Source organism: Marinomonas sp. CT5 (assembly GCF_018336975.1).
Lineage (GTDB): Bacteria > Pseudomonadota > Gammaproteobacteria > Pseudomonadales > Marinomonadaceae > Marinomonas.
The window spans coordinates 1,472,249-1,496,690 of the sequence record NZ_CP025572.1 but is presented as its reverse complement, the minus strand read 5'-3'; the positions used below and the strand labels follow the sequence as shown (position 1 = coordinate 1,496,690).

The 24,442-nt window shown below is 42.9% G+C and carries 25 protein-coding genes and 1 riboswitch; of the genes, 3 read left to right on the top strand and 22 right to left on the bottom strand.

All coding sequences use genetic code 11. From position 1 onward, the window contains the following. Positions 1-458 precede the first annotated feature (458 nt). A riboswitch (FMN riboswitch) is annotated at positions 459-610 on the top strand. Positions 611-731: 121 nt separating this feature from the next. Then, positions 732-1,223: a 6,7-dimethyl-8-ribityllumazine synthase gene (locus C0J08_RS07055; protein WP_212655391.1), complete on the top strand. Its 492-nt coding sequence runs from the start codon at positions 732-734 to the stop codon at positions 1,221-1,223. 99 nt (positions 1,224-1,322) lie between these two features. Here the strand turns inward: C0J08_RS07055 and C0J08_RS07050 are convergent, their stop codons facing one another. From C0J08_RS07050 to C0J08_RS07035, 4 genes are all read right to left on the bottom strand, one after another. After that, positions 1,323-2,564, bottom strand: coding sequence for a leucine-rich repeat-containing protein kinase family protein (locus C0J08_RS07050; RefSeq protein WP_212655390.1), 1,242 nt, complete (start codon positions 2,562-2,564; stop codon positions 1,323-1,325). A 43-nt stretch (positions 2,565-2,607) separates the two neighbouring features. After that, complete coding sequence (locus C0J08_RS07045) at positions 2,608-3,141, bottom strand: DinB family protein (protein ID WP_212655389.1); 534 nt, start codon at positions 3,139-3,141, stop codon at positions 2,608-2,610. A 24-nt stretch (positions 3,142-3,165) separates the two neighbouring features. Continuing rightward, positions 3,166-3,525: a DUF1304 domain-containing protein gene (locus C0J08_RS07040; RefSeq protein WP_212655388.1), complete on the bottom strand. Its 360-nt coding sequence runs from the start codon at positions 3,523-3,525 to the stop codon at positions 3,166-3,168. Between the two features lie 100 nt (positions 3,526-3,625). Then, positions 3,626-3,805, bottom strand: coding sequence for a DUF2496 domain-containing protein (locus tag C0J08_RS07035; protein WP_212655387.1), 180 nt, complete (start codon positions 3,803-3,805; stop codon positions 3,626-3,628). Positions 3,806-3,976: 171 nt separating this feature from the next. On the opposite strand from C0J08_RS07035, the gene tmpT reads away from it, so the two are divergent. Both tmpT and C0J08_RS07025 read left to right on the top strand, forming a co-directional pair. Then, positions 3,977-4,618: a thiopurine S-methyltransferase gene (gene tmpT, locus C0J08_RS07030; protein ID WP_212655386.1), complete on the top strand. Its 642-nt coding sequence runs from the start codon at positions 3,977-3,979 to the stop codon at positions 4,616-4,618. Between the two features lie 145 nt (positions 4,619-4,763). Next, a complete protein-coding gene (locus C0J08_RS07025) occupies positions 4,764-7,001 on the top strand; it encodes a YgiQ family radical SAM protein (RefSeq protein ID WP_212655385.1) in 2,238 nt (745 codons plus the stop codon). Between the two features lie 113 nt (positions 7,002-7,114). On the opposite strand, the gene C0J08_RS07020 is transcribed toward C0J08_RS07025, so the two are convergent. From C0J08_RS07020 to sufC, 18 genes are all read right to left on the bottom strand, one after another. After that, complete coding sequence (locus C0J08_RS07020) at positions 7,115-8,164, bottom strand: succinylglutamate desuccinylase/aspartoacylase family protein (RefSeq protein WP_212655384.1); 1,050 nt, start codon at positions 8,162-8,164, stop codon at positions 7,115-7,117. After that, complete coding sequence (rimK, locus tag C0J08_RS07015) at positions 8,164-9,075, bottom strand: 30S ribosomal protein S6--L-glutamate ligase (protein WP_212655383.1); 912 nt, start codon at positions 9,073-9,075, stop codon at positions 8,164-8,166. Before rimK ends, C0J08_RS07020 begins: the two co-directional genes overlap by 1 nt. Positions 9,076-9,271: 196 nt before the next feature. Then, a complete protein-coding gene (gene der, locus C0J08_RS07010) occupies positions 9,272-10,609 on the bottom strand; it encodes a ribosome biogenesis GTPase Der (RefSeq protein WP_212655382.1) in 1,338 nt (445 codons plus the stop codon). An 89-nt stretch (positions 10,610-10,698) separates the two neighbouring features. Beyond that, complete coding sequence (bamB, locus tag C0J08_RS07005) at positions 10,699-11,832, bottom strand: outer membrane protein assembly factor BamB (protein WP_212655381.1); 1,134 nt, start codon at positions 11,830-11,832, stop codon at positions 10,699-10,701. 2 nt (positions 11,833-11,834) lie between these two features. Further along, positions 11,835-12,476 (bottom strand): YfgM family protein, encoded by a 642-nt coding sequence (locus C0J08_RS07000; protein ID WP_212655380.1) that lies wholly within the window; start codon positions 12,474-12,476, stop codon positions 11,835-11,837. A 59-nt stretch (positions 12,477-12,535) separates the two neighbouring features. Next, positions 12,536-13,810, bottom strand: a complete 1,275-nt coding sequence (gene hisS / locus C0J08_RS06995) for a histidine--tRNA ligase (protein ID WP_212655379.1) — start codon at positions 13,808-13,810, stop codon at positions 12,536-12,538. 9 nt (positions 13,811-13,819) lie between these two features. Then, on the bottom strand, positions 13,820-14,932 hold the full coding sequence (ispG, locus tag C0J08_RS06990; protein ID WP_212655378.1) for a flavodoxin-dependent (E)-4-hydroxy-3-methylbut-2-enyl-diphosphate synthase: 1,113 nt from the start codon (positions 14,930-14,932) through the stop codon (positions 13,820-13,822). 8 nt (positions 14,933-14,940) lie between these two features. Then, the gene (locus C0J08_RS06985; protein WP_249344541.1) at positions 14,941-15,951 is read right to left on the bottom strand and encodes a RodZ domain-containing protein; all 1,011 of its coding nucleotides are present in this window, start codon (positions 15,949-15,951) and stop codon (positions 14,941-14,943) included. Beyond that, positions 15,941-16,678, bottom strand: a complete 738-nt coding sequence (locus C0J08_RS06980) for a hypothetical protein (protein ID WP_212655376.1) — start codon at positions 16,676-16,678, stop codon at positions 15,941-15,943. Before C0J08_RS06980 ends, C0J08_RS06985 begins: the two co-directional genes overlap by 11 nt. Positions 16,679-16,719: 41 nt before the next feature. After that, positions 16,720-17,835 (bottom strand): dual-specificity RNA methyltransferase RlmN, encoded by a 1,116-nt coding sequence (gene rlmN / locus C0J08_RS06975; RefSeq protein ID WP_212655375.1) that lies wholly within the window; start codon positions 17,833-17,835, stop codon positions 16,720-16,722. A 145-nt stretch (positions 17,836-17,980) separates the two neighbouring features. Next, on the bottom strand, positions 17,981-18,388 hold the full coding sequence (ndk, locus tag C0J08_RS06970; protein WP_013796955.1) for a nucleoside-diphosphate kinase: 408 nt from the start codon (positions 18,386-18,388) through the stop codon (positions 17,981-17,983). A gap of 156 nt (positions 18,389-18,544) precedes the next feature. Further along, positions 18,545-19,699 carry an IscS subfamily cysteine desulfurase gene (locus tag C0J08_RS06965; protein ID WP_212655374.1) on the bottom strand — a complete coding sequence of 385 codons (1,155 nt, stop codon included), beginning with the start codon at positions 19,697-19,699 and terminating at the stop codon, positions 18,545-18,547. Between the two features lie 20 nt (positions 19,700-19,719). After that, entirely contained in the window at positions 19,720-20,145 is a 426-nt protein-coding gene (locus C0J08_RS06960) for a SufE family protein (protein ID WP_212655373.1), read from the bottom strand. A 115-nt stretch (positions 20,146-20,260) separates the two neighbouring features. After that, positions 20,261-20,791 carry a putative Fe-S cluster assembly protein SufT gene (gene sufT / locus C0J08_RS06955; RefSeq protein ID WP_212655372.1) on the bottom strand — a complete coding sequence of 177 codons (531 nt, stop codon included), beginning with the start codon at positions 20,789-20,791 and terminating at the stop codon, positions 20,261-20,263. A gap of 4 nt (positions 20,792-20,795) precedes the next feature. After that, positions 20,796-21,146 (bottom strand): HesB/IscA family protein, encoded by a 351-nt coding sequence (locus tag C0J08_RS06950; protein ID WP_212655371.1) that lies wholly within the window; start codon positions 21,144-21,146, stop codon positions 20,796-20,798. 9 nt (positions 21,147-21,155) lie between these two features. Then, on the bottom strand, positions 21,156-22,373 hold the full coding sequence (locus C0J08_RS06945) for an aminotransferase class V-fold PLP-dependent enzyme (RefSeq protein ID WP_212655370.1): 1,218 nt from the start codon (positions 22,371-22,373) through the stop codon (positions 21,156-21,158). Between the two features lie 11 nt (positions 22,374-22,384). Then, complete coding sequence (gene sufD / locus C0J08_RS06940; RefSeq protein WP_212655369.1) at positions 22,385-23,644, bottom strand: Fe-S cluster assembly protein SufD; 1,260 nt, start codon at positions 23,642-23,644, stop codon at positions 22,385-22,387. Between the two features lie 3 nt (positions 23,645-23,647). After that, positions 23,648-24,433: a Fe-S cluster assembly ATPase SufC gene (gene sufC, locus C0J08_RS06935; RefSeq protein WP_212655368.1), complete on the bottom strand. Its 786-nt coding sequence runs from the start codon at positions 24,431-24,433 to the stop codon at positions 23,648-23,650. Positions 24,434-24,442 lie beyond the last annotated feature (9 nt).

Here is a 24,442-nt window from a genome sequence, read left to right as displayed (position 1 = left end):
GACACTATCAGTTCATATTATATCGGGCCAGATAATTAGCTCTACCTAAGCAATATTTGTTATTAGTTACTTTTTGTTACTTAAGGAAGGTGCGAATAAGTCTACTAAGCCTCAGTCTTTCAGAGAAATCGTCAAATAAGGCGCGACTCTGAAGGAATGTAGGTACCTTTCAAAGAGTCGCAACGACATGTGGCGTTTTCTCTGAAAGACCCGCAGGGCATGGCCTAAAAGCCTGCATTCTTTGTTGAGCACCTCGAAAATAGAACCACTATTTACATTCGCTACTCGCCTCGAATAACAGGCTTTTATCCACATGCTGAGACAAGAGGACTTGTTCGCACCTTCCTTAACATCTCGCAAACAATTAAATAGTCACAAAACCAACACAATTGAAAATTCGTTACGCTTTGACACTTAAGGTATAAAACAAGTATATTCCACAGGTCGGATTTATCCGACTTCGTTCTCGGGGCGGGGTGAAATTCCCCACCGGCGGTAAAGAATCTATTTCTAAGCCCGCGAGCGCCTTTAAGATTGTTATCTTTTAGGGTCAGCAGATCTGGTGTAATTCCAGAGCCGACGGTTACAGTCCGGATGATAGAGAGCGCGTCAGACAAAACCTATATTGACATGGTTTTTTTGCTGTGTCAGATTGAAGGTATGCCCTTTTATAGTGGCGTATTTGCCTGCCCGTTCGCCCTGATTCACCTTAGCAATATTAGGATGTAAAAATGAATCAGAGCTCAACGAATAACATTGAATTCACTCCAGCCACAAAACGCATTGCAATTCTTCACGCTTCTTGGCACGAAGACATCGTTCTAAAATGTGTTGATGGCTTTAAAAACGAACTTATCGCTCGCGGTTATGATGCTTCATTAATTGACGTTATTCCCGTTCCTGGTGGTTACGAAATTCCATTACAAGCAAAACTGCTAGCCAAAAGTGGACAATACTCTGCGATAGCAGGTACAGCCCTAGTGGTAGATGGCGGTATTTATCGTCATGATTTCGTTGCTTCCACGATTTGTAATGCTTTAATGCAAGTGCAATTGGAAACAGAAGTACCAGTACTAACAGCCGTACTGACACCGCACAATTTCCACGAACATGACGAGCACAAAGAGTATTTCAGTCGCCATTTTGTTAAGAAAGGGGTTGAACTGGCCAATGCTTGTGACCAAACCATTCGCTTAACAGAGAAAGCGAAACAAATGCTTTAAGCATTTCTAGAGTTTGATCCGTTCGTAAAAAACGCCGAGCATCACAAAAAGATGCTCGGCGTTTTAGTTTGCGCCATCACTTAGCATAAAGCTCTCTTGCTATGAAAAAGCATGAGATCGAAGTAATTGATAAAGCTCCGTATTTCTATCCTCTTGAACACATAACCCCAGCATATCATCAATAAAAAAACCAAAGGCACGTCGCTCTATGCGCTCAATCCCGCGCTGTTGATTAGCTGATAAATTGGCATATTTTGAAGCCGCCCCAAAATCGCCAAACAAAATATGCCCTTCTTCATTGATCAGAGTATTGTGGGCATATAAGTCTCCGTGACTGATTTTTTTGCTACAAAAGTGTGACACCAGCTGATCCACTTGTTCAATAATTCGGGCAATTTTATCAATTGAAAATTGTTGATCATCAGCAAAAGTATCCCGAGTGCAAGACTCCAAGCTGGGCGGTTTGCCTAAATTTGTATAATGGGCAGGGATGAGTTCCATTACAAGAGCGGAACAATCCTGCTCTGTCACCTTGGCAAGAGGTTGAACTAAATTATCGTGACTACCAACAGCAAGGCACGCATCCAGCTCATCTTCAGGGTAACCGTCACTGGTCACCTCACCTTTGAAAACTTTTACCGCAACCGAATCTGAAAAGTTAAAGGTGTTTTCTTTCCATGTGGCAAGAGAAATAACCCCAGATGCGCCCTGCCCTAATACCTGATGCAAGTCTAAGTCTCGAAATGATACGGTTTTAAATTCATTATGCGGATCACGCTCTGCACAGAATGGATTACCTGAAAATGCCAGCCAAGCCAAACGCGGTAGTGCTAATAATGCATCAGGAAAAGCCACCAGCTGATTTGCCGACAAACGTATGAGCTCTAATTTTTGACAATGCACTATGGAGTCTGGAAGAGACGTTAAGCGATTACCCGCCAGCGCCAGTTTTTGCAGTCGAACCAACTTACCAAAGTCATCAGGTAGGAAGGCAATCTCGTTATCCGTCAAAATAAGCCAACGAGTCTGTGTGGGCAAAGACAAGGAAGATACGCTTGATATTTGGTTATTTTTAAAACCAATCATCTCCAAGTTTTCACACTGCCCAAGAACCTCTGGCAGATGCGTAAAACGATTATTCGAACAAAACAGTATCCGAAGTTTTTTTAGTCGGGATAAATCTTCTGGTAAATCGCATAGCTGATTATTCGATAAATCTAAAATTTCTAGGCTATCAGCAAGGTCAAAAATGGCTTCAGGAAACGTTGTTAAACCTTCGGACAATTGTAGGCGAACCACGCCCTTCAACTCGCTGCGATTAAGTTGGTCAAGTGTGTGCAAAATAAAACTCTTTTTTTAATACATTTAAAGCGCAGTATAACAATTACATAGAAGGAATGGTGGTTATAAGATCGGTTGTGCCAAAATCAGTGCCCATTTGAGATAGTAACGTGGTTATTTGTCCGCGATGGTGAGTTTGATGATTAAAAAAATGCTGCAATGTAAAAGCAAATCTTTGCGAATGTTCGATTCCTTTCATGTTTTTATATACCAGCGCCGATGCCAGCATTTCATCCGAGACTTCATTCATCATGGCAATAATTAACTCATCTAACTCAAAACGCTGACCTTGCAATGGCGCTAATTCACTAAACAATTGCGTGTTAAGTGCCGCTGGTCTTTGTATGGTGCGAACCAAGTCTAGACTGGAAAGCTCAATAAAATGATCGGCAAAGCGTTTAAGCCAAATAATATCCCCTGCAAGGTTATGATTTAGAGTACCTAGCACCGAACCAAAAAACGCACCTTTTTCTTCCACCAGATCAGCATAACTCAACTCTGCCGCCGCCTTGTAAATAGATTGATTCATCCATTGATTATAAGATGCCATTAGTTGTAAATTTTCCTTTACCGACATCACCTAATTTCCTTTAAAAATGTGTTATGACGCAAATAAAACAGCAAGCAATGCAATCAAACCAGGCAAACCTTGTACGAATAAAATTTTCCTACTTGAGGTTATCGCGCCATACACACCGGCAATCACCACACAGAGCAAAAAGAATACCGTCACCTGAATACCTGCCACACCAAGCCATATTCCCCACAACAAGCCCGCAGCAAGAAAACCATTATATAACCCTTGGTTTGCTGCCATGACTTTACTGGCTTTCGCAAATTCTGGCTGCAATTTGAATATTTTCATTCCCTTAGGCTTATCCCAGAGAAACATTTCGATATACATAATATACAAATGTAAAAGCGCGACACACGTTGTGGCAATGGTGGCAATCAGTTCCATATTTATGACCTCTTATATTTATTCCATTTATAGTCAATTTGATAAAATCAGCTACTGTTCGACTTCTATTAATACGTTAGAGAAGCATTTTGAAAGCTTTCTAATCTAGCTTTTTTGCTTCACCTTCTGAGCTATCCATTTTTTTCACCTTCCGTTGAAAATCTCGTAACGCAATGGTTAGTGCTCCCACGGCCACATTAGGCTCAATATCATGACTCTCAAGTAACTCAATCAGATCAACAGCCAATTTAATATGATCTGGTGCGTGGTCTAAAGACATAAAAACTCCGTATAGAAGGCTGCAACACTCTATGTGTAAAATGCAAAAATAGGCAATTAAATAACTTTTTTGCCGTCTATAATGGCTTTTTGCATTACGATTTGTTCAACGTAAAATAAGACAAATACAATACACTCGGAACATAAACAAGCCTAATTTAACGAGGTTATCGTGATTACAAATGAATTTTGGTTAGATCGATGGAAAACAGGGCGAATTGGCTTTCATCAAGAAGGCGTCAATCCGAAGCTAATAGAGTTCTGGCCTGTCTTACCAAAAGGCAGCCGAGTACTTGTTCCTTTATGCGGAAAATCCAATGATATGATTTGGTTAGCTGAACAAGGCTACGAGGTCACTGGGGTAGAATTATCCTCGCTGGCGGTGATTCAATTTTTAGGAGATAACGATTTAGCGTTTAGCACTCATCAAGACGGCAACTTAAAAGTACATACGGTTGATGGCTTGCCATTACGTATTGTCGAAGGCGATTACTTCGAATTTAACGAAAACAACTTTGATGCTTGCTATGATCGTGCTGCCATGGTGGCTATGCCGGACTCCAAGCGCTCCGATTACGTGACTCACACGCTTGAAAGACTGTCACCTTCTGCCACTGTCTTATTAGTCTCTTTAGAATACGATGGAGACAAACAAGGCCCACCATTCTCAGTCACCGAGCAAAGCGTCGTGGATTTATGGGGCAGCGAAATCCAAAAAATTGCCTCTGAAAACCTAGCGCAAACAAACCCAAGTTATAAAGAACAAGGACACTCCATTTTCAAGGAAAGCGTTTGGCGCATTCATCCAGAGTGAATAAAGCTTGCAGGGGCTTAGATTAGGCTGTTTACCCTCTGCATTTTCTGGGATAATGCAGCACAATTTTTCACCGACAAACCATGTATCCTCGTAATGGCGACGCTTACCAATAAGCCATTACGCCTGATACCAAGAGTACACAATGATCAAACGACATAAAACGGCCAAAGAACTCTTTTCTTACCCATTATATTGGGCTGAGTGTTATGGCGTTTCGCCCTTCCTACCCACCACCAGAGAAGAAATGGATGCGCTTGGCTGGGATAGCTGCGATGTCATCATAGTCTCTGGTGATGCTTATGTAGATCACCCTAGTTTTGGTATGGCTGTTTTAGGTCGCTTACTGGAAGCCCAAGGTTACCGTGTCGGCATTATTGATCAACCTGACTGGCGCAACACGGAAGATTTCATGCGCCTTGGACGTCCTAACCTCTATTTTGGTGTTACAGCCGGAAACATGGACTCCTTGATTAACCGCTATACCGCGGATTTAAAAGTGCGTAATGACGATGCTTATACACCTTATGGTATGGGCGGAAAGCGCCCTGATCGCGCCGTTATTGTTTACTCCCAACGCTGTAAAGAAGCGTTCCATGATGTCCCTGTCATGATTGGCGGCATCGAAGCCAGCCTGCGTCGTATTGCTCAATACGATTACTGGAGCGATGAAGTTCGTCGCTCGGTATTAATCGACTCAACGGCTGATATTTTACTCTACGGCAATGCGGAACGCGCCATGATTGAAGTAACTCATCAAATGGCCATGGGCAAAACATTGGATGAACTAACAGACATTCGTGGCACAACCATTGTTCGAAATGCGCCGCCAGGTGGCTACACCGAAATTGATTCGACTCGGGTAGACTGGCCCGGTAAGGTCGACAAAATTTACAGCCCTTACGAATATATTCCAGAGGGGAAATGCCAAACCAAAGACGAAGAAGAATCAGATGTCATGCCAATACGCGTGATTCCTGCCCCGCTTCGTCGTGGTGAAAAACTGGACCCTGAAAAAACGTATATTCGCTTACCTTCTTTTGAAAAAGTATCTAAAGACCCTGTTTTATACGCTCACACTTCGCGTATTTTGCATCTTGAATCCAATCCACATAATGCACGTGCCTTGATTCAAAAACACGGCAAGAAGGAAATCTGGGTCAACCCACCACCAATCCCATTAGAAACACCTGAAATGGACGGGGTATTTGACCTGCCTTATGCCCGTGTACCGCATCCAAAATACAAAAAGGCCCGCATTCCAGCCTATGACATGATTAAGACCTCAATCAATATCATGCGCGGTTGCTTTGGCGGCTGTACCTTCTGCTCCATTACAGAACATGAAGGACGTGTTATTCAATCCCGTTCACACGAATCTATACTGAATGAGATTGAAGACATAAAAGCAAAAGTTCCGGGGTTCACAGGTCACATATCTGACCTAGGGGGACCAACATCGAACATGTACACTCTGAATTGTAACGATGATGAAGTTCAAGCATCCTGTCGCAAACTGTCTTGTGTTTACCCTACGATTTGTTCGAATTTAAACACTGACCACAGCCCAACGACCGAGCTGTATCGTAAAACTCGCGCAGTGGAAGGCATTCATACCGTTTCAATTGCCTCCGGTCTTCGCTACGATCTTGCCGTTGAAGATCCAGAATACGTTCGAGAGCTTGTCACACATCACGTTGGTGGTCTTCTGAAAATTGCCCCTGAGCATTCGGAAAAAGACACACTGTCGAAAATGATGAAACCAGGCATGGGCACGTACGACAGATTCAAACGCATGTTTGATAAATACTCAAAAGAAGCGGGTAAAAAGCAGCATTTGATTCCTTACTTTATCGCAGCACACCCAGGCAGCTCTGATGAAGATATGCTTAATCTTGCCGTGTGGCTGAAAACCCATGACTTCAAGCCAGACCAAGTACAAACTTTTTATCCATCACCCATGTCCTTGGCGACCGCCATGTACCACTCTGGCAAGAACCCTCTTAAGCCGGTTACTTACAAAAGTGAAGATGTGTATACACCAAAGGACTATAAACAACGTACGGTACAAAAAGGCTTCCTGCGCTATCACGATCCGAGTAACTGGCAGGATCTTCGCAACACACTCGTCAAAATGGGTCGAGCCGACCTAATAGGTCATGGTGATAACAAGCTGGTACCAGCCGAAGACAAAGATAAACGAGTTGGCCGTCGCCCTCAAAAAGCGAAACCTGGCCAAGCAACGGGAGCATCCCACACGTCAAACAGGCCGACTATGGAGAAAAACCTAGCAGCCGAAAAGGCACGACGTAAGAGCAACAATGGCGGTGGAGCGAATCCTGCAAAACGACGTAAGACAAAGATAAAGTCTCGTCAGCAATAAAACGAAACCGACAAACACAAAAAAGCGCGCCCTGTTTTGCAGGGCGCGCTTTTTTGTCTCTAACCTTGCTCAATTAGTCAGAAAGCAGCTTCTATAAATCAGACGATTCAAATTTAGGACGATTTATAGTCAATTAAATTTAAAGAGGCATCACTGTCCATTAATTCATCCTGCATACTTTCTACATGTCCTGCCACTTCATCAGGCGCTGAAAAATGAGCAATGTGATACATTGCATCCCCTTCCTGAACCAATGGAATATTTTGCTTACCGATAATAATTCCGCCATTTTTGCAGAGAACTTTATCCAAAATATCGCCATAAGGATCTTTAATTTCAGCCAATACATCGCCTTTTTCAACAAGGTCACCCAACGCTTTGATATGAGTCGTGAAACCGCTGTCTGTCGCTCTCACCCAGCTACTACTTCTTGCAATTCTAGATTCGGATAATGATTTTTTACTTCGAGATTTCGGCAACATCCCTAAATGCCGCATAACCCCCACAATACCTTTCACTCCAGCACGTATTGACAGTTCATCAAAGCGTAAAGCCTCTCCAGCTTCATAAAGAATGACCTTAGTTCCAACGTCATTAGCACACTCTCGCAATGAACCATCCCGAAGATTAGAGTTCATCAATACTGGCACACCAAAAGCTTTAGCTATTGCCAACGTTTCCGGATCATCTAGGTTAGCTCGAACCTGAGGTAAATTAGTACGATGTAAACTTCCGGTGTGTAAATCAATACCATAGTCAGCTTTCGATACGATCTCACTCAAAAAGCGGTCAGCAACACGCCCAGCCAAAGATCCACGAGTAGAACCTGGAAAAGATCGATTTAAATCTCTGCGGTCAGGCAGATAGCGACTTTGACTCAATACACCATAACCATTCACAATCGGCACAGCGATAAGAGTCCCCTTTATACTTTCAAGGTACTTGCTTTGAATAATACGGCTGATAATTTCAATGCCATTTAGCTCATCCCCATGAATCGCCGCACTAATAAATAAAATAGGGCCGGAGCGCTTACCGCGTTTCACATAAATAGGCATAGACATATTTGTATCTGTATAAAGCTTCACCATTGGCAGCTTTATACGAACTGTGCTGCCCAACGGAATCTCTTCACCACCAATTGTTAATGTGGTTGTACCCATCAACCTTTTCCTTTTGTCTTCGTATTGGTTGTGCTTAACAACGCCGTTTTCTCAATATGCTGAATAATCATGGCAGCGACATCTTTTCCGGTAGCAGACTCAATCCCTTCTAAGCCAGGGGAAGAGTTCACTTCCATAATAAGAGGACCATTATTTGAGCGAAGAATATCCACGCCACACATATTTAAGCCCATGACTTTTGCAGCTTCAACCGCTGTTCGGCGCTCTTCCGGAGTAAGCTTAACCAAAGAAGCGGTACCACCACGATGAAGGTTTGACCGGAATTCGCCTTCTGCACCTTGTCGTTTCATCGCAGCAATCACTTTACCGCCCACGACCAAACAACGAATATCAGCACCTCCGGCTTCTTTAATATATTCCTGCACCAAGATATTCGCCTTTAATCCCATAAAAGCTTCAATGATAGACTCAGCGGTTTTGTTAGATTCCGCTAATACAACACCAATACCTTGTGTGCCCTCAAGAAGCTTAATCACAACAGGCGCACCACCCACGTTCTTAAGTAAATCACCAATTTTATCTGGATGATTAGCAAACCCCGTCTTAGGCAATCCTAGCCCCTTGCGAGACATAAGCTGTAGAGACCTTAATTTGTCCCTTGAGCGACTAATCGCAACTGATTCATTAATACTGTAAGTCCCCATCATTTCAAACTGCCTAACAACAGCGGTCCCATAAAACGTCACCGATGCACCGATTCTTGGAATAACCGCATCATATTTGGGTAACGGCTTACCATCGTAACGAACAGATGGGTTGCTACTTGTAATGTCCATATAGCAATGCATGGTATCAATAACATCCACCTCATGGCCGAGCATTTCACCTGCTTCTACCAACCGACGCGTAGAATAAAGTCGCGGATTACGAGAAAGAATTGCAATTTTCATAGATATCCTTTGAACAAAAAAAGAAAGCAAACCCACTAAGGATGCTAATAAAAAAGCTGAGAGCCATTGGCGCGAGGATAGTGAATAAATGGTGATATAGAAAGAAATTTATGCACAAGTGACAAAAAAAATCCCCGAGCACCTTTTCATTATATAAGGTACTCAGGGATTGTTTATCTAACTAAAAACTAAGCGTTTACTTTTTAGGTGCAAACGGGTTTTCTGAAGATTTAAACTCAAAAATAATCGGGGTTCCTGTAATGTTTAGAACTGTTCTGAACTTATTCTCTAAGTAACGTTTGTAACTGCCTGGCAAAGCATGTGTTTGATTACCATGGACAACAATTCGAGGAGGATTAGATCCACCTTGGTGAGCATAGCGAAGTTTAATTCGACGACTATTTACCATTGGCGGCTGATGCTCAGCAACAGAATCTTCAAGAATTCTTGTTAAACGGTTTGTCGACCACTTCGCATAACAAGATTCATAAGTACTTTCTATTGTGTCATATAGATCACCCACACCTGTTCCATGCAAGGCCGAGATGTAATGAACTTTAGCATAAGGAACAAAGCCTAAACGACGTTCCACTTCACTTTTGATGTGTTCACGATCGTCTTTTTTCAGACCATCCCATTTATTGATCGCAATGATCACTCCACGCCCTGCATCCAAGACATAGCCAATCATATGCAGATCTTGCTCTACCAAGTCTTCGTGAGAATCAATGACTACGATAACCACATTAGCATCTTGAATCGCTTGCAAAGTTTTAACAATTGAAAACTTCTCAACCGCTTCTTTTACATGCTTACGACGACGCACACCCGCCGTATCAATCAGGGTATATTCTTTATCGTGACGAATGTAAGGTATATAAACACTATCACGTGTTGTTCCAGGCATATCATAAACAACAACACGATCTTCACCCAACATGCGGTTAACTAAAGTAGACTTACCTACATTAGGACGACCAACAACACCAATTCGAATACCACGTGACTCTAAACTAATTTGGCTCTTTGCTTCTTCCACTCTTTCGGCAAACGGCAACATGACTTTATCAATTAAAACATGAACACCTTTACCATGAGACGCTGCAATCGGATGCAATTCACCAAAGCCAAGAGAGTAAAAATCGGCAAGAGCTATATCCTCATTAATGCCATCAGTCTTATTAACCACAAGAGACACAGGCTTATTAGATCGACGCAAATGATTCGCAATCATCTCATCGGCAGGATTAAGACCATGTCGACCATCCACTAAGAATAAGACAGAGTCCGCTTCCTCAATAGCTAGCAAAGACTGACGGGCCATTTTTTCATCAATACCCTCTTCATCACCACTAATACCACCGGTATCAATGACGATAAATTCATGCTCACCAATTTTTCCGTCACCATATTTTCGATCTCGAGTCAGGCCAGCAAAATCCGCTACCAAAGCGTCACGAGACCTGGTCAACTGGTTGAAAAGAGTGGACTTGCCAACATTGGGTCTACCTACCAATGCAATAACTGGAATCATTTTTTTACCTATAAAAATACAAAGCGGCTGCCACCCCCAAAAAAGGGATGGCAGCCTCTAAAAATCACTAAAAGAAATCGAGTTCGACTTCAATAACTCAATGCCGTTACACTCGAATTCGGCGTAAGAATAAACAATTGCTTATCACTCACAACCATACGACTTCCTGACGGTACGTCATTATCGGCAACTTTTTGCGCCGCAACTTCTCCCGTCACTAAATCAAGTAAATGTACATAACCGCCACGATCCATCACAGCAACGTAATCACGGTAGAAGGTTGGAGAAATCAAATCTCGATCTAGAAGTGTTTTATTTTCCCAAACTTCCATGCCGTTTTTGGCATTCAGAGCAATAACCTTGCTCTTCATATCAACTGCAACTAATAACTCACCTTTAACCGCAACCCCAACAGAGCTTGGAATGCTCCTCTGCCACAATGGACTTCCACTATCTATCGATAATGCGACCAGCGTGCCATTATAGGCTACTGCATAAACAACGCCATTTTTTACGACTAAACGACCATCTATATCGCTTAACCTTTCTATTTCATAGCGCCCCTCTGGCTTACCCACATCATATGACCATTGCAAGCTGCCATTTTGCAGTGAATATGCCTTCAATTTGCCATCAGAAAAGCCAGCAATCACTTTACCATCTGCAATAACAGGAGCGCTTGTACCACGCACGGTTAATGATGGCAAATCTTCTTTGGCACGCCATATAGGATCGCCAGTTTCAGCATCAAGAAGATTCAACCAACCATCAGAGGTTTGAACCGCTATTTTACCAGCGGCATATGTCGCCTCTGACAAAATCTCAGAACTCAGCGTTTTTTCCCACAACACAGATTGAGTCGATAAAGAAACAGCGACAAGTTGAGCATCATACGTACCGAAATAAACGACATCTCCATGACGCATAACACCTGCGCTCGGTTTATAGTCAGTTGGAATCGTTTCTTTCTTATCCCCATTTTCTTGTGCAATCTCGTACAAAGTTCCCTTGTCAGTTACAAAAAACAAAGACCCATCTTCTGCCACGAGGTTAAAACGCTCACTTGATTCACCAAAGTTACCATCCACACTGGCCCGCCAAGTTTTATGTAAATTGACCTTACTTTCTATCGATGGCAGATCCGGCAATGCAGGACGAGAATTAGAACAGCCTTGGACAATCAGAGCAGAAAATAGCACAACAAAAAAAAGAGACTTGCTCATAATTAGCCTTTCACCAAATCTTTAAGCTTAATATCCAGCAATGGATGATTAGCACCCACACCTAATGACTCGCTTGCTTTTTGATAAGCAATACGTGCGTCATCACGCTTACCTTGTGCTATTAAAATGTCACCAATCAATTCTTGCTGCTGAGCTGTAAACTCTTTTGCTGTAACTTTTTCAGCACGAGCCATTGCTCCTTTGTAATCTTCTTTTTGCAACATCAAACGTGCAACTCGCAAGTTAGCAATAGCAATGAAAGACACATCTTCTGTCTTTGAAATAGCGTTATCTAAAGCACTAATAGCCTCATCATACTTGCCGTTCTCTGCATCAACACGAGCCAAGAACAATTGACCAAACATGGCGTAACCGGTATCGCTGTAATCATCTGAAAGTTGCTTGGCAATAAAAGTAACGGTTTTCTGATTATTTTCATCCTTTAGATCTGCCGAAGCTTGGACCAAATTCTGATAAAGCGACGATGCCTCACTGATGTAATTGGCTTGACTTGTTTTCCAAGCCTGCCAACCAAAGTATCCGCCGACAGCAACAGCAACAGCAATAACAAGTGTTACGCCATTTTTTTTCCACCAAGTCTTAAACGCTTCAATTTGTTCTTCTTCAGTCTTTAATTCAGACACTTTTTATTCCTCAATCAAGGTGTTGCCAACAACGAAGACAAACACTCCATTAAATCAAATTACACATTACGACAAATAAAAGAAGCAGCCTCATTCAATGGACACGCTTGCTGTTCACCTGTTTTCATATCCTTTATCTGACAAATACCTTGTTCAACTTCATCTTGACCAAGAATCATAGTAAATCGTGCTTCAGAGCGATCCGCTTTCTTCATCTGATTTTTGAAGTTGCCACCACCGCAGTGACGCAGCACAACAAGATTTGGGCTCTCTTCACGTAAGCGCTCAGCCAAGACAAAAGACGCGAGCTCAGCATCACTACCCATGCTAATGACAAATACATCAGTAGAAAATTTCGCCGCCGTTGGAATCAAGTCTAAGGTTTCTAACAAAAGAACTAAACGCTCAACGCCCATGGCAAAGCCAACAGCAGGAGTAGATTTCCCCCCCAATTGCTCAACCAAACCATCATAGCGACCGCCAGCGCAAACGGTCGCCTGAGAACCAAGATGAGTAGTAACCCATTCGAAAACCGTTTTACCGTAGTAATCTAAACCACGCACTAAGCGGCGGTTGATCACATAAGGAATGTCATTGGCTTTCAAAATAGATTGAAGCCAATCAAAATGCGCTTGCGACTCTTCGCCAATAAAGTCTTCTAGATTCGGAGCATCCTTCAATACCGCTTGAGTTGATTCATCTTTAGAATCTAATATTCTTAAAGGATTAGTCTCTAAACGACGCTGACTGTCTTCATCTAGTTGATCTTTAAATTGTGTTAAATAATCAACTAAAGCCGCTTTGTATGTCTCACGCTCTGAGGCTAAACCGATAGTATTTAATTGCAGCTCGACGTGATCTAAAAGCCCAAGCTTTTTCCAGAGTCGAGCAGACAAAATAATTAACTCTGCATCGATATCCGCCGTGGCCATACCAAAAGATTCCACCCCTATCTGATGGAACTGACGGTAACGACCTTTTTGTGGACGTTCATAGCGGAACATTGGTCCGGTGTACCACAGGCGTTGAGTCTGATTGAACAATAAACCGGCCTGATCGGCTGCACGAACACAGCTAGCTGTGCCTTCGGGACGCAATGTTAATGATTCACCATTACGGTCATCGAAGGTGTACATCTCTTTTTCTACAATATCGGTTGTTTCACCAACACCGCGTTTAAACAAATCGGTATTTTCGACAATCGGAAACCGAATTTGTTGATATCCATAAGACTTAACAACCTCTGCGACTGTTTTTTCTAGATACAACCAAACAGAAGATTGATCAGGCAAAATATCGTTCATTCCCCTAATCGCTTGAATTTTACGAGCCACAATGGATCCTTAATTTTTAACAATAATATTGGCTAATTCCCGTTCTTTAAGGACAGCCTTTTCGCGAATCATTTTTTCTAAATCATCCACTAACGTTTCATTTTTAGTCTTACTATCTGGTTTGCCATCTTGGTAGATCAAGTTATTTGGCGACCCTCCAGCAAGACCAATATCCGCTTCTTTCGCCTCACCTGGACCATTTACCACACAGCCAATAACCGCCACATCCATTGGAATAGTGACATCTTCCAGACGCTCTTCTAGTTCATTCATGGTTTTAATAACATCGAAATTCTGGCGAGAGCAGCTAGGGCAAGCGATAAAGTTAATGCCACGGTTGCGCAATTTCAAACTTCGCAACATATCCCAGCCGACTTTAATCTCTTGTACAGGATCAGCAGCGAGAGAAACACGCAGTGTATCGCCAATACCATCCATCAGAAGCAAACCGAGACCAATAGAAGATTTCACCGTGCCAGATCTTAACCCACCCGCTTCAGTGATCCCAAGATGTAATGGATTATCTATTTGGCTAGCAATTTTACGGTAAGCTTCAACCGTCATAAAAATATCAGACGCTTTCAGACTTAATTTATATTCATGAAAGTCTAACTCATCAAAATACTGAATTTGACGAAAGGCGGATTCCACCAAAGCATCAGGCGTAGGTTCACCGTATTTTTTCTGCAAATCTTTTTCTAAAGATCCAGCATTGACTCCAATTCGAATAGGAATATTTTTATCCCTAGCGCAATCAACCACAGCACGAACACGATCTTTATTACCAATATTGCCTGGGTTAATACGAAGGCAGTCAACGCCATATTCAGCTACTTTTAAAGCGATTTTGTAATCGAAGTGAATATCAGCGACTAATGGAATAGAAACGGCTTCACGAATTTTTTTAAACGCTTCAGCGGCGTCCATAGATGGAACGGAAACACGAACAATATCGGCTCCAGCGTCGGCAATAGCACGAATCTGGGCAACTGTCGCATCTACATCACAAGTTTCGGTGTTTGTCATACTTTGAACACTGATTGGCGCACCACCGCCAACCGGTACATTCCCAACCATAATCTGGCGGGAGACACGACGTTTAATAGGTGATTCAAAATGCATAGAAGTCTCTACTTGAGCTCAAATCGAGCCAAATCTTTACGGATGAAAGGGGAAAAATCGAATGTTTTACCTTTGTATTTTAAAGATGACACGCCTTTAGCGTAACCCAATACCACTCGATACGGCGCTTTGCCAGTTAAAGCCAATTTACTACCCGCTGTTTTCACGCCTGAAAATAGAATTTTACCAGTTGAATCCCGTATTTCAGCCCAACAATCTGCATCAAAAGCGATTTCAATATCATCAGAATAGCTTGGCGTTACCGGTAAAGCGGGCTCATCAGGCATTTCAGCCGTTGCCTTTACCACTTCTTCAGGGTTAACTCCTGCTTCTTCCAAAATCGCCATGGTTTCTGCAGAAAGCCCTGTTACAACACTGCCATCATCTGCAGTTTGATTATCTTTAGGGCTAATTACTTCCGCTGTTTGCTCAGAGACAGGGTCAGCCGTTTGGTTAGTTTTGAGATCAGCATTATCTTCAGCGGAAGTCGCATCACTTGATTCAGCGACTACAGGCTCTTCAGAGGTGTCAGTATCTTTTGATACTATCGTATTCTCAGCATTCACTTCATTTTGAGTGTCATCAGACGAAACGGTTTCATTTACTTGCGAAGGCCACCAAAAAACCAAAAAAACTAAAACAGCAACAATAACGATAGAAGTGAAAATAACAATCGGATCACCCAAATGGGTTTGCTTATTCACTTTATCAACAGGCTTTATGGTCGATTCAGCACCAGATCGTTCCGCATCAAAGGCATGGAGTATTTCGGAATGATCAATTTCAAGTAAACGACAATAACTTTTAAGAAAACCACGAGCAAAAGTCACAGAGCGAAAATAACTAAAGTTATTAGCTTCAAGCGCCCGTACTTGATCAATAGGGATTTTTAGTTCGGTGGCGACATATCTTTCATCAAACTCTAGCTCTAATCTTTTGGCTCTTAATCTCTTGCCTATATTAATTGTTTCTACCGTTGGTTTAGTTTCAGAAGCATCCGTTTGAAGTTCAGTTGTCATGTTTATACCTTGAGCCATTCAGGCATGTAAAATTACTCGCTGACGAATACAGTGTAGGGTCAGTCTCGCGTGCAGTTAAGTGCCACGACAGACAGTTGTATTCATCAAAATGCACCGAATTTCGGGCAATTTCTTTATCAGCCTGGATATTATTAAAAATTAAGCGAGCTTTGTCATTACTACCCTGTATTAAAACAAGATTGAGCTCTGTCATCAAACCAATCAGCGGCAATTCGGCAATTTCTTTTGCTTGATTTAGGTAGATTTGGGCTAAATTTACTCGATTCTGACGAAGAGCACACCGAGAAAGGTTTATTTGTACCGATTGGCGTTTTGAAGGCCCTACTTTATCCGCATTTTCAAATGCTTCACACGCTTCTTGCCAGCGATTTTTTAGTCCTAATAAAACACCGTAATTATTCCAAACAAAACCGTCATTTGGATACTTTGCTAATGCGCTTTCATGCACCAATAGAGCGTCATCATTATGTTCAACACTTAACCAATACAAACTCAGTAAACGCCAATATTCTCGCCTTTGATACGGCTCTTGAATTTGATCCAATTGTTTCTTTGCTAACCCCCACTGCCCCAATAAAAGGTGAGCTTGAATAATCGAAAGCTTTTTAGATTCTGAGATAGAATCTGACACGGGAGAAACCACTTGATAGGCACAAGAAGAGCTAAACAGGCAACACAAAATAAGCAAAAACAACCACAAACGCATACTGACATCCTTGTCATATACAAATTATTCACTTAGCAATATTAATTATTCACTTCACGCAATTCTATGTATTTTTGACTACGGCGCGTTTTATCGTGGAAGTCTCCAACCAATTGTCCACAAGCCGCATCGATATCATCACCTCGAGTGGTACGAACGGTCACCGTATAGCCAGCATCGGCTAAAATTTTCTGAAAGCGTCGAGTACGATTATTCGACGGTTTGTCGTACCCCGAATGAGGGAATGGGTTAAACGGAATCAAGTTAATCTTGCATTCTAAGTCTTTAAGAAGCTTAGCCAATTCATGGGCTTGCTCTTCATTATCATTCACCCCAGACATCAAGGTGTATTCAATGGTGATATGACGCTTATCAGGTAGGTTTGCCAAGTAAAACTGACAAGCTTCAAGCAGTTCCGCAATCGGATATTTTTTATTAATCGGTACAAGTTCATTACGCAATGCATCATTAGGAGCATGCAATGAAATAGCCAGAGAAACATCCGTACGTTTAACTAGCTCATATATTTTTGGCACCACACCTGATGTACTTAAAGTAACACGGCGTTTAGATAGACCATAAGCGTGATCATGCATCATCAGAATCATGGCATCAACGACAGGCTCAAAGTTCATCAACGGCTCGCCCATCCCCATCATAACCACATTGGTCACACGACGAGGACCATTAGGATCCATAGGACCAAAAGATTTAATCGCGATCCAAACCTGACCAATAATTTCAGCAGGAGTTAGGTTTCGATTAAAGCCTTGCTTACCAGTCGAGCAAAAGCTGCAATCCAAAGAGCAACCCACTTGCGAAGAAACGCATAAAGTGGCTCGATCACCATCAGGAATCAAAACGGTTTCAACGCAATCGTTCTTGCCACCTTCAGTTCGAATGATCCACTTACGCGTTCCATCAGAAGAAATATTCTGCGACACCACCTCAGGAGCACGGATCTCACAAATCTGCTCTAATTTTGCACGCAGCGCTTTACTGACATCCGTCATCTCTTCAAAGCTTTCCGCTCCTTTTTGATGAATCCATTTAATCACTTGAGTAGCGCGAAATTTTTTCTCGCCAATGGATTCAAAGAATTCAATCAGTTTTTCTGGGGACAAACCCAGAAGATTTACTTTTTTGGTGTCAGTCATAATTCAATATCGCTTGCTGTATGTAGCATTAAGTGTAAACGAAAAAAGCCTCTGAAAAGAAAAGTCTTTTCAGAAGCCTCTGTAAAAAAGCGGGCTAGCACCCGCTTTTACAAAACATCTCGGACATAATCGTCCTAGCTGTCAATTACTTACCGAAGAAGTAAGCAATTTCACGCGCTGCAGATTCAACAGAATCAGAACCGTGAACAGCGTTCGCATCGATAGAAGTCGCGTAATCAGCACGCAAAGTACCAGCAGCGGCTTCTTTAGGGTTAGTAGCACCCATTAGTTCACGATGACGAAGAACAGCGCCTTCACCTTCAAGAACAGAAACAACAACAGGACCAGAAGTCATGAAAGCAACCAAATCTTTATAGAAAGGACGCTCTTTGTGCTCAGCGTAGAAACCACCAGCCAATTCGTCGTCTAGTTGAATCATTTTAGCTTCAACGATTTTGAAACCAGCACGTTCAAAACGAGTGTAGATTTCGCCAATTACGTTTTTCGCAACAGCATCAGGCTTGATGATAGATAGAGTGCGTTCTAACGCCATGATATAACTCCAAATTAAATTTAAAGGGGCGATGCCTTTTGCATGGCCCAGGACTTAAAAGTTCAGCGCGCGTATTATACGCACCAATTCATTAAAATTGTACGATCTAAAGAACATTATTTATTCAAATAAGTATAAAAATACCAATTCTTACGCTTATGCCACTGCTCGAAGACGAGTTACTGCGTTTTTAATGGTTTCAGCGGCAAAGTCTACCTCTTCTTCGCTGGTAAAGCGCCCGACAGAAAGACGCAAAGAACTGTGCGCTAAACTATCTTCCAAACCAATGGCACGCAAAACATAAGAGGGCTCTAAGCTTGCTGACGTACAAGCCGAACCTGAAGAAACCGCAATGTCACTCAAAGACATCAGCAACACTTCACCATCTACATCAGAAAAGCCGACATTTATGACGCCAGCCACTCGATTATCTGAATCACCATTTAGGTGCACCCCAGTCATTTCACTCAATGATGACCATAAACGCTCGCGCAATGATTGGATCCGAGCACAATCTTGCACCATTTCTTCCGCTGCCAGACGAAATGCTTCGCCCATACCAACAATTTGATGTGTTGCCAGTGTACCAGAGCGCATACCGCGCTCATGCCCACCGCCATGAATCTGTGCTTCCAATTTTACTTTTGGTGAACGACGCACAAACAAAGCCCCAATTCCTTTTGGTCCATAGGTTTTGTGGGCTGTAAGAGACATTAAATCCACTTTCATGGCATTTACATCAATCTCAACTTTCCCCGTGGTCTGAGCCGCATCAACATGCAAAAAAACACCACGTGAACGAGTCAACTCACCAATCGCTGCAATATCTGTCAGCACACCAAGCTCATTATTGCCATGCATCAAAGAGACTAAAATAGTGTCTTCTCGAAGCGCTTCCTCAACTTGGCTAGGAGATATAACACCATGCGAATCAGGCTGTAAATACGTCACCTCAAAGCCTTCTTTTTCAAGCTGCTTACAAGGGTCCAACACAGCCTTATGCTCAATCATTGACGTAATAATATGGCGACCTTTTTGACGATAAGAGTGCGCCACACCTTTTAAAGCCAAGTTGTTAGCCTCTGTTGCACCGGATGTCCAAACGATCTCACGAGAATCCGCTTTAATTAAACTTGCCACCTGCAACCTAGCTTCTTCCACCGCCTCTTCGGCACGCCAGCCAAATAAATGTGAACGTGAAGCAGGGTTTCCAAAGTTACCATCCTGCGTTAAGCACGCCATCATTTTCTCAGCCACTCTTGGATCGACTGGTGTGGTAGCAGAATTATCTAGGTAAACCGGGGTGTTCATTTAACGCTCTCCAATAAAATTTAAACGGCTGCTTGTGCAATGCCTTTAATGCGGCTGACAATTGAACGCAAACCATTGCCACGAGTCGGACTTAAATGTCTCTCAAGGTCTAGCTCTTCAAAATAAGCCGTAATATCAAAATCCAAAATTTCTTGTGGGGTTTTATGGTCTAAAGCAGCCAACACTAAACCAAGCAAACCACGAACAATAATGGCATCACTGTCTACAGAAAATGTCAGCACTTCCCCTTTAGCGGGATCTTGCTCACTTCCTGGCTGAATCCACACACTGCTCTGACAACCTTTCACCAAACGCTCAGGTGTGCGCCAAGATTCATCAAATTCAGGCAACGATTTACCTAGATCAATAATGTATTTGTACTTGTCTTCCCAGTCGTCAAAAAACGACAGGTCATCTATGATCTCTTCAGTACTAGGTAAAGCCATGACTACCTCTTTTGCATTGCGTCTATTAAAACAAAAACGGCTTTGGCTAAATGCCAAGGCCGTTTCGTATTGTATTCGATTTTAATGAATGACCGAAGCCATCAAAAGAAAACAGCTAAAAGAAAAGACCCGCTTCCAATTGAGCTTCTTCACTCATCATCTCTCGTGACCAAGGTGGATCAAACACTAGATCCACTTTGACTGAATCCACATTCGGCACCTTTGCTACTCGGTATTTTACATCACCAACTAACACAGGCCCCATACCACAACCTGGCGCGGTCAAAGTCATATCGATCAAAACTGTCTTATTCTCTTGGTCTAACGACACCTTGTAGACCAAACCTAATGACACCAAACTTATCGGAATCTCTGGGTCATAAATGGTATCTAGAGCCTGCCAAACTTGCTCTTCACTGATTTCTCCAGTACCCAAGTCTTCGAAATCTAATACTTCAGGCTGCTGGCCAATGGCTTCTGCGTCGGTTCCATCTATACGCAGCATATTGCCTTGCCAGGTAACAGTATAATTACCCCCTAGACTCTGATTGATAGTAATAAACTGACCTTCAGGGATACTAACTGGTTCGCCACTTGGCACTCGTCGAGCAGGACAAGATCGCTGTGTTACTACCATTTTTTGCATGAACTTAACTCACACTAAAGCTTTCGCCACAGCCACATTCCGCTACAACGTTAGGGTTTTTAAACTTCACAACTTCGTTAACGCCTTCGCGCACTAGGTCAATTTCGGTTCCTTTTAGCATGGATACTGACTGAGAATCTACAGCAAGTGTCACATCACCAAAATCTAGCACCGTATCACTTTCCATTGCGCTATCAACAATATCTAGCACATAAGAAAAGCCGGTACAGCCACTTTCTTTGGTACTTAATCGAATCAATTTGCCTGGCTGCTTTGTCAATTTTGAAGCAAAGTATTTCTGCGCAGAAGCGGTTAAAGACACGCTAGAGACAGGATCAAAGGTTGCAATCGTCATATATACCTCCTAAGCCAACATGGTTCGCACTTTTTTGAGTGCGACAAACAGAGCGTCAACTTCTTCTAATGTGTTATAGATTGAGAAGGATGCTCGCGCAGTTCCAGGAACATTAAAACGGGCCATTAAAGGCTGAGCACAATGATCCCCGGTACGCACCGCAATCCCCTGACGATCCAGCAAAAATCCAATATCCGCAGGATGACCTTGGTCCATAACAAAACTTAGTACGCCAATTTTCTCTTTGGCGTTACCAATAATGGATAAACCTTCAAAGTCTTGCGCCAGCTCAGTTGCACGATCAAGCAATGCTTTCTCGTGCGCCGCCACAGCCTCTTGATCCAAAGCGCTAAACCAACGGATCGCCTCACCCATCGCAATAGCATCACCCACATTTGGCGTACCTGCTTCAAAGCGATAAGGCAATACATTCCACGTCGCATCTTGCAAAGTCACGATAGAAATCATCTCGCCACCTGTGCGCCATACAGGCCAAGTCGATAACACAGACTCTTTCCCCCACAAGACGCCAACGCCCATTGGCCCATAGATTTTATGCCCAGAAAACGCATAAAAATCACAACCGATGTCTTGCACATCAACCCCACCGTGAGCAGCGCCTTGAGCACCATCCACCAAAACCCAAGCGCCGAACTTCTTCGCTTTGGCTGTCATGGCTTTAATTGGGTTTACCGTTCCAAGTGCATTGGACACATGAGGAAAGGCTACGAATTTTGTCCGCTCACTGAGCATAGCGTCATAAGCCGCTTGATCTAACTCACCAGAATCCGTTACAGGAATGGTTTTTAATGTCGCGCCAGACGCTTTACAAGCTTGCTGCCAAGTCACTAGATTCGCGTGATGATCCATTTGCGTTGCAATCACTTCGTCACCCACAGACAACAAAGACCCCAAACCGTTAGCCACAATATTAATGGCTTCAGTGGTACCAGTTGTCCAGATCACCTCTTCACGCTTTGGCGCATTGATAAAGCCTTTTACGATATCACGGGCATCTTCAAAACGACGAGTCGCCTCATCCGCAAGACGATGTGCGCCACGATGCACATTGGAATTACATGTGGTGTAGTAATCCACCAGGGAATCAATAACACACTGCGGTTTTTGTGTGGTCGCGGCATTATCAAGATAAATAAGCGGATTACCGTCAATGACGCGCTTTAAAATCGGAAATTGCTCGCGGATTGCCGCTACATCAAAACTCATTCGATTCTCGCTTATTTCACTTCCATCTGCGCAAAACGCTCGCGGATAATAGGACGAATCCATTCCGCTAACGCCGCATTTGGCATTAAATCAATCAGCTCATTTATAAAGCCAAAGTTAAGCATCACTTGCGCTTTTGCACGACTAACGCCACGGGTTTGTAGATAGTACAAAGCCTGCTTATCAATTTGAGCAACCGTTGCGCCATGGGCACACTTAACATCATCCGCGTATATTTCGAGCTCTGGTTTAGTATTGATTTCGGCTTTGTCTGATAACAACAAATTACGGTTATTCAATTCTGCCAATGTCTTCTGAGCATCACGATGGATATGAATACGGCCATTAAAAATAGCGCGAGCACGATCCGCAACAATACAACGAACGTTTTCTTCAGTTTTGCCATTTGGCATAGCATGTTCAACCGTTGCATGCAGATCAAACAGCTCTTTGCCATCCAACAAATACATCGCATTAAGCTTGGCATCAGCAAATTCACCAGCGTGAATAATGTCTGTATCTAAGCGAGACAGCTCACTACCAAAGCCTACAATCGTACTGGTCATTTTCGCATGGTCATGCAAATTAAAGTGACTGCCGCCAACGGCCACATTAGAGCCAGTTTGCAAAGCAAAACGATAATGTTCTAGTCGAGCATTAGCCGCAATATTGTATTCAACAAAGGCGGTATTCAAACTCTCGCCTTGAGCCTGAATGTCTTCTATGACAGTTAATTTAGCACCTTCAGCTAACGCAACTTGTACACGCGTATGAGACTCTGCACCTTGACTCAATAGAGAACTAATACGAATCGGCTGAGCAACCTCAATCCCTTCAGCGACTGTGACCACAACAACGTCTTGGGCCAAGGCATCGTTGACCAAACCAAAAATATGACGCTCTGGTTTAATCGTTGAAAAGACACTAAGTACATCCGCTTGTTCTGCTGAGCCTAGGTCAGCCCCCAAACAAACAGACAAACCTTCAGGTAACGTGGCTGGCAATTGCGTTTTATCAAACTGGCCATTTACAAAGACCAGTTCAATCGCTGATAAATTATCAATGGCAAGCGGCGATAAATCCGTCATACCACTTGCTGGCTTGGCTTGAGAACGATCTACAGGACGCAGCGGCGTATAGCGCCAAGCTTCGGTTTTGCGTGTTGGCCATTTAGTATTTGCCAATACTTCAAGTGCATGAGCTCGCTTTGGAGCAAGCCAGTCATTAATACCTTGCGCTCGAGCAATGGCGCTTTCTAACCATTCACTCATGAATTACCCCTCAAGTTCGTCTTCAGCTGGCTCTTTTTGCAACCAAGAATAACCTTGAGCTTCTAACTCAAGCGCAAGAGAAGCATCACCACTCTTAACAATTTTACCGTCAGATAGTACGTGTACAAAATCAGGTTTGATGTAATCTAAAAGACGTTGGTAGTGAGTCACTACGATAAAGCTACGATCGGCAGAGCGCTGGCTATTTACACCTTCCGCAACCACTTGTAGCGCATCAATATCCAAACCAGAGTCAGTTTCATCTAGGATACAAAGCTTTGGCTTAAGCAATAGCATTTGCATTAATTCGTTGCGCTTTTTCTCACCACCAGAAAAGCCTTCATTAACACCACGCTTTAAGAAAGCCACCGGAAGATTAACTTGCTTACAAGCCGCTTTCGCTTCTTTCAAGAAATCAGCTGAAGAAATGGCCTCTTCGCCACGAGCTTCACGCTGAGCATCAACAGCCGCTTTCAAAAACTCCAAATTGCTTACACCAGGAATTTCTACAGGGTATTGAAAAGCAAGGAACAGACCTGCACGAGCACGGTCTTCAGTTTCCATGTCTAATAGGTCTTCACCATCAAGTGTTACACTACCACTTTCTACGCTGTAGCCATCTCGACCAGACAAAACATAACCTAGCGTACTTTTACCGGCACCATTTGGCCCCATGATAGCGTGTACTTCACCTGGTTTAATTTCTAAATCCAAGCCTTTGATGATTTGTTTCTCTTCAACGCTGGCGTGCAAATCTTTTATCGTCAACAAGTTTTTCGTGTTAGACATCTTTAATAA

Excerpts from the sequence above, each read along its gene's own strand:
- C0J08_RS07055 (WP_212655391.1), top strand. The coding sequence starts at position 732 with ATGAATCAGAGCTCAACGAATAACATTGAATTCACTCCAGCCACAAAA.
- C0J08_RS07045 (WP_212655389.1), bottom strand. The coding sequence starts at position 3,141 with ATGTCGGTAAAGGAAAATTTACAACTAATGGCATCTTATAATCAATGG.
- C0J08_RS07040 (WP_212655388.1), bottom strand. The coding sequence starts at position 3,525 with ATGGAACTGATTGCCACCATTGCCACAACGTGTGTCGCGCTTTTACAT.
- C0J08_RS07035 (WP_212655387.1), bottom strand. The coding sequence starts at position 3,805 with ATGTCTTTAGACCACGCACCAGATCATATTAAATTGGCTGTTGATCTG.
- C0J08_RS07025 (WP_212655385.1), top strand. The coding sequence starts at position 4,764 with ATGATCAAACGACATAAAACGGCCAAAGAACTCTTTTCTTACCCATTA.
- C0J08_RS07020 (WP_212655384.1), bottom strand. The coding sequence starts at position 8,164 with ATGGGTACAACCACATTAACAATTGGTGGTGAAGAGATTCCGTTGGGC.
- rimK (WP_212655383.1), bottom strand. The coding sequence starts at position 9,075 with ATGAAAATTGCAATTCTTTCTCGTAATCCGCGACTTTATTCTACGCGT.
- der (WP_212655382.1), bottom strand. The coding sequence starts at position 10,609 with ATGATTCCAGTTATTGCATTGGTAGGTAGACCCAATGTTGGCAAGTCC.
- bamB (WP_212655381.1), bottom strand. The coding sequence starts at position 11,832 with ATGAGCAAGTCTCTTTTTTTTGTTGTGCTATTTTCTGCTCTGATTGTC.
- ispG (WP_212655378.1), bottom strand. The coding sequence starts at position 14,932 with ATGCATTTTGAATCACCTATTAAACGTCGTGTCTCCCGCCAGATTATG.
- C0J08_RS06985 (WP_249344541.1), bottom strand. The coding sequence starts at position 15,951 with ATGACAACTGAACTTCAAACGGATGCTTCTGAAACTAAACCAACGGTA.
- C0J08_RS06980 (WP_212655376.1), bottom strand. The coding sequence starts at position 16,678 with ATGCGTTTGTGGTTGTTTTTGCTTATTTTGTGTTGCCTGTTTAGCTCT.
- rlmN (WP_212655375.1), bottom strand. The coding sequence starts at position 17,835 with ATGACTGACACCAAAAAAGTAAATCTTCTGGGTTTGTCCCCAGAAAAA.
- ndk (WP_013796955.1), bottom strand. The coding sequence starts at position 18,388 with ATGGCGTTAGAACGCACTCTATCTATCATCAAGCCTGATGCTGTTGCG.
- C0J08_RS06965 (WP_212655374.1), bottom strand. The coding sequence starts at position 19,699 with ATGAACACCCCGGTTTACCTAGATAATTCTGCTACCACACCAGTCGAT.
- C0J08_RS06960 (WP_212655373.1), bottom strand. The coding sequence starts at position 20,145 with ATGGCTTTACCTAGTACTGAAGAGATCATAGATGACCTGTCGTTTTTT.
- sufT (WP_212655372.1), bottom strand. The coding sequence starts at position 20,791 with ATGCAAAAAATGGTAGTAACACAGCGATCTTGTCCTGCTCGACGAGTG.
- C0J08_RS06950 (WP_212655371.1), bottom strand. The coding sequence starts at position 21,146 with ATGACGATTGCAACCTTTGATCCTGTCTCTAGCGTGTCTTTAACCGCT.
- C0J08_RS06945 (WP_212655370.1), bottom strand. The coding sequence starts at position 22,373 with ATGAGTTTTGATGTAGCGGCAATCCGCGAGCAATTTCCGATTTTAAAG.
- sufD (WP_212655369.1), bottom strand. The coding sequence starts at position 23,644 with ATGAGTGAATGGTTAGAAAGCGCCATTGCTCGAGCGCAAGGTATTAAT.
- sufC (WP_212655368.1), bottom strand. The coding sequence starts at position 24,433 with ATGTCTAACACGAAAAACTTGTTGACGATAAAAGATTTGCACGCCAGC.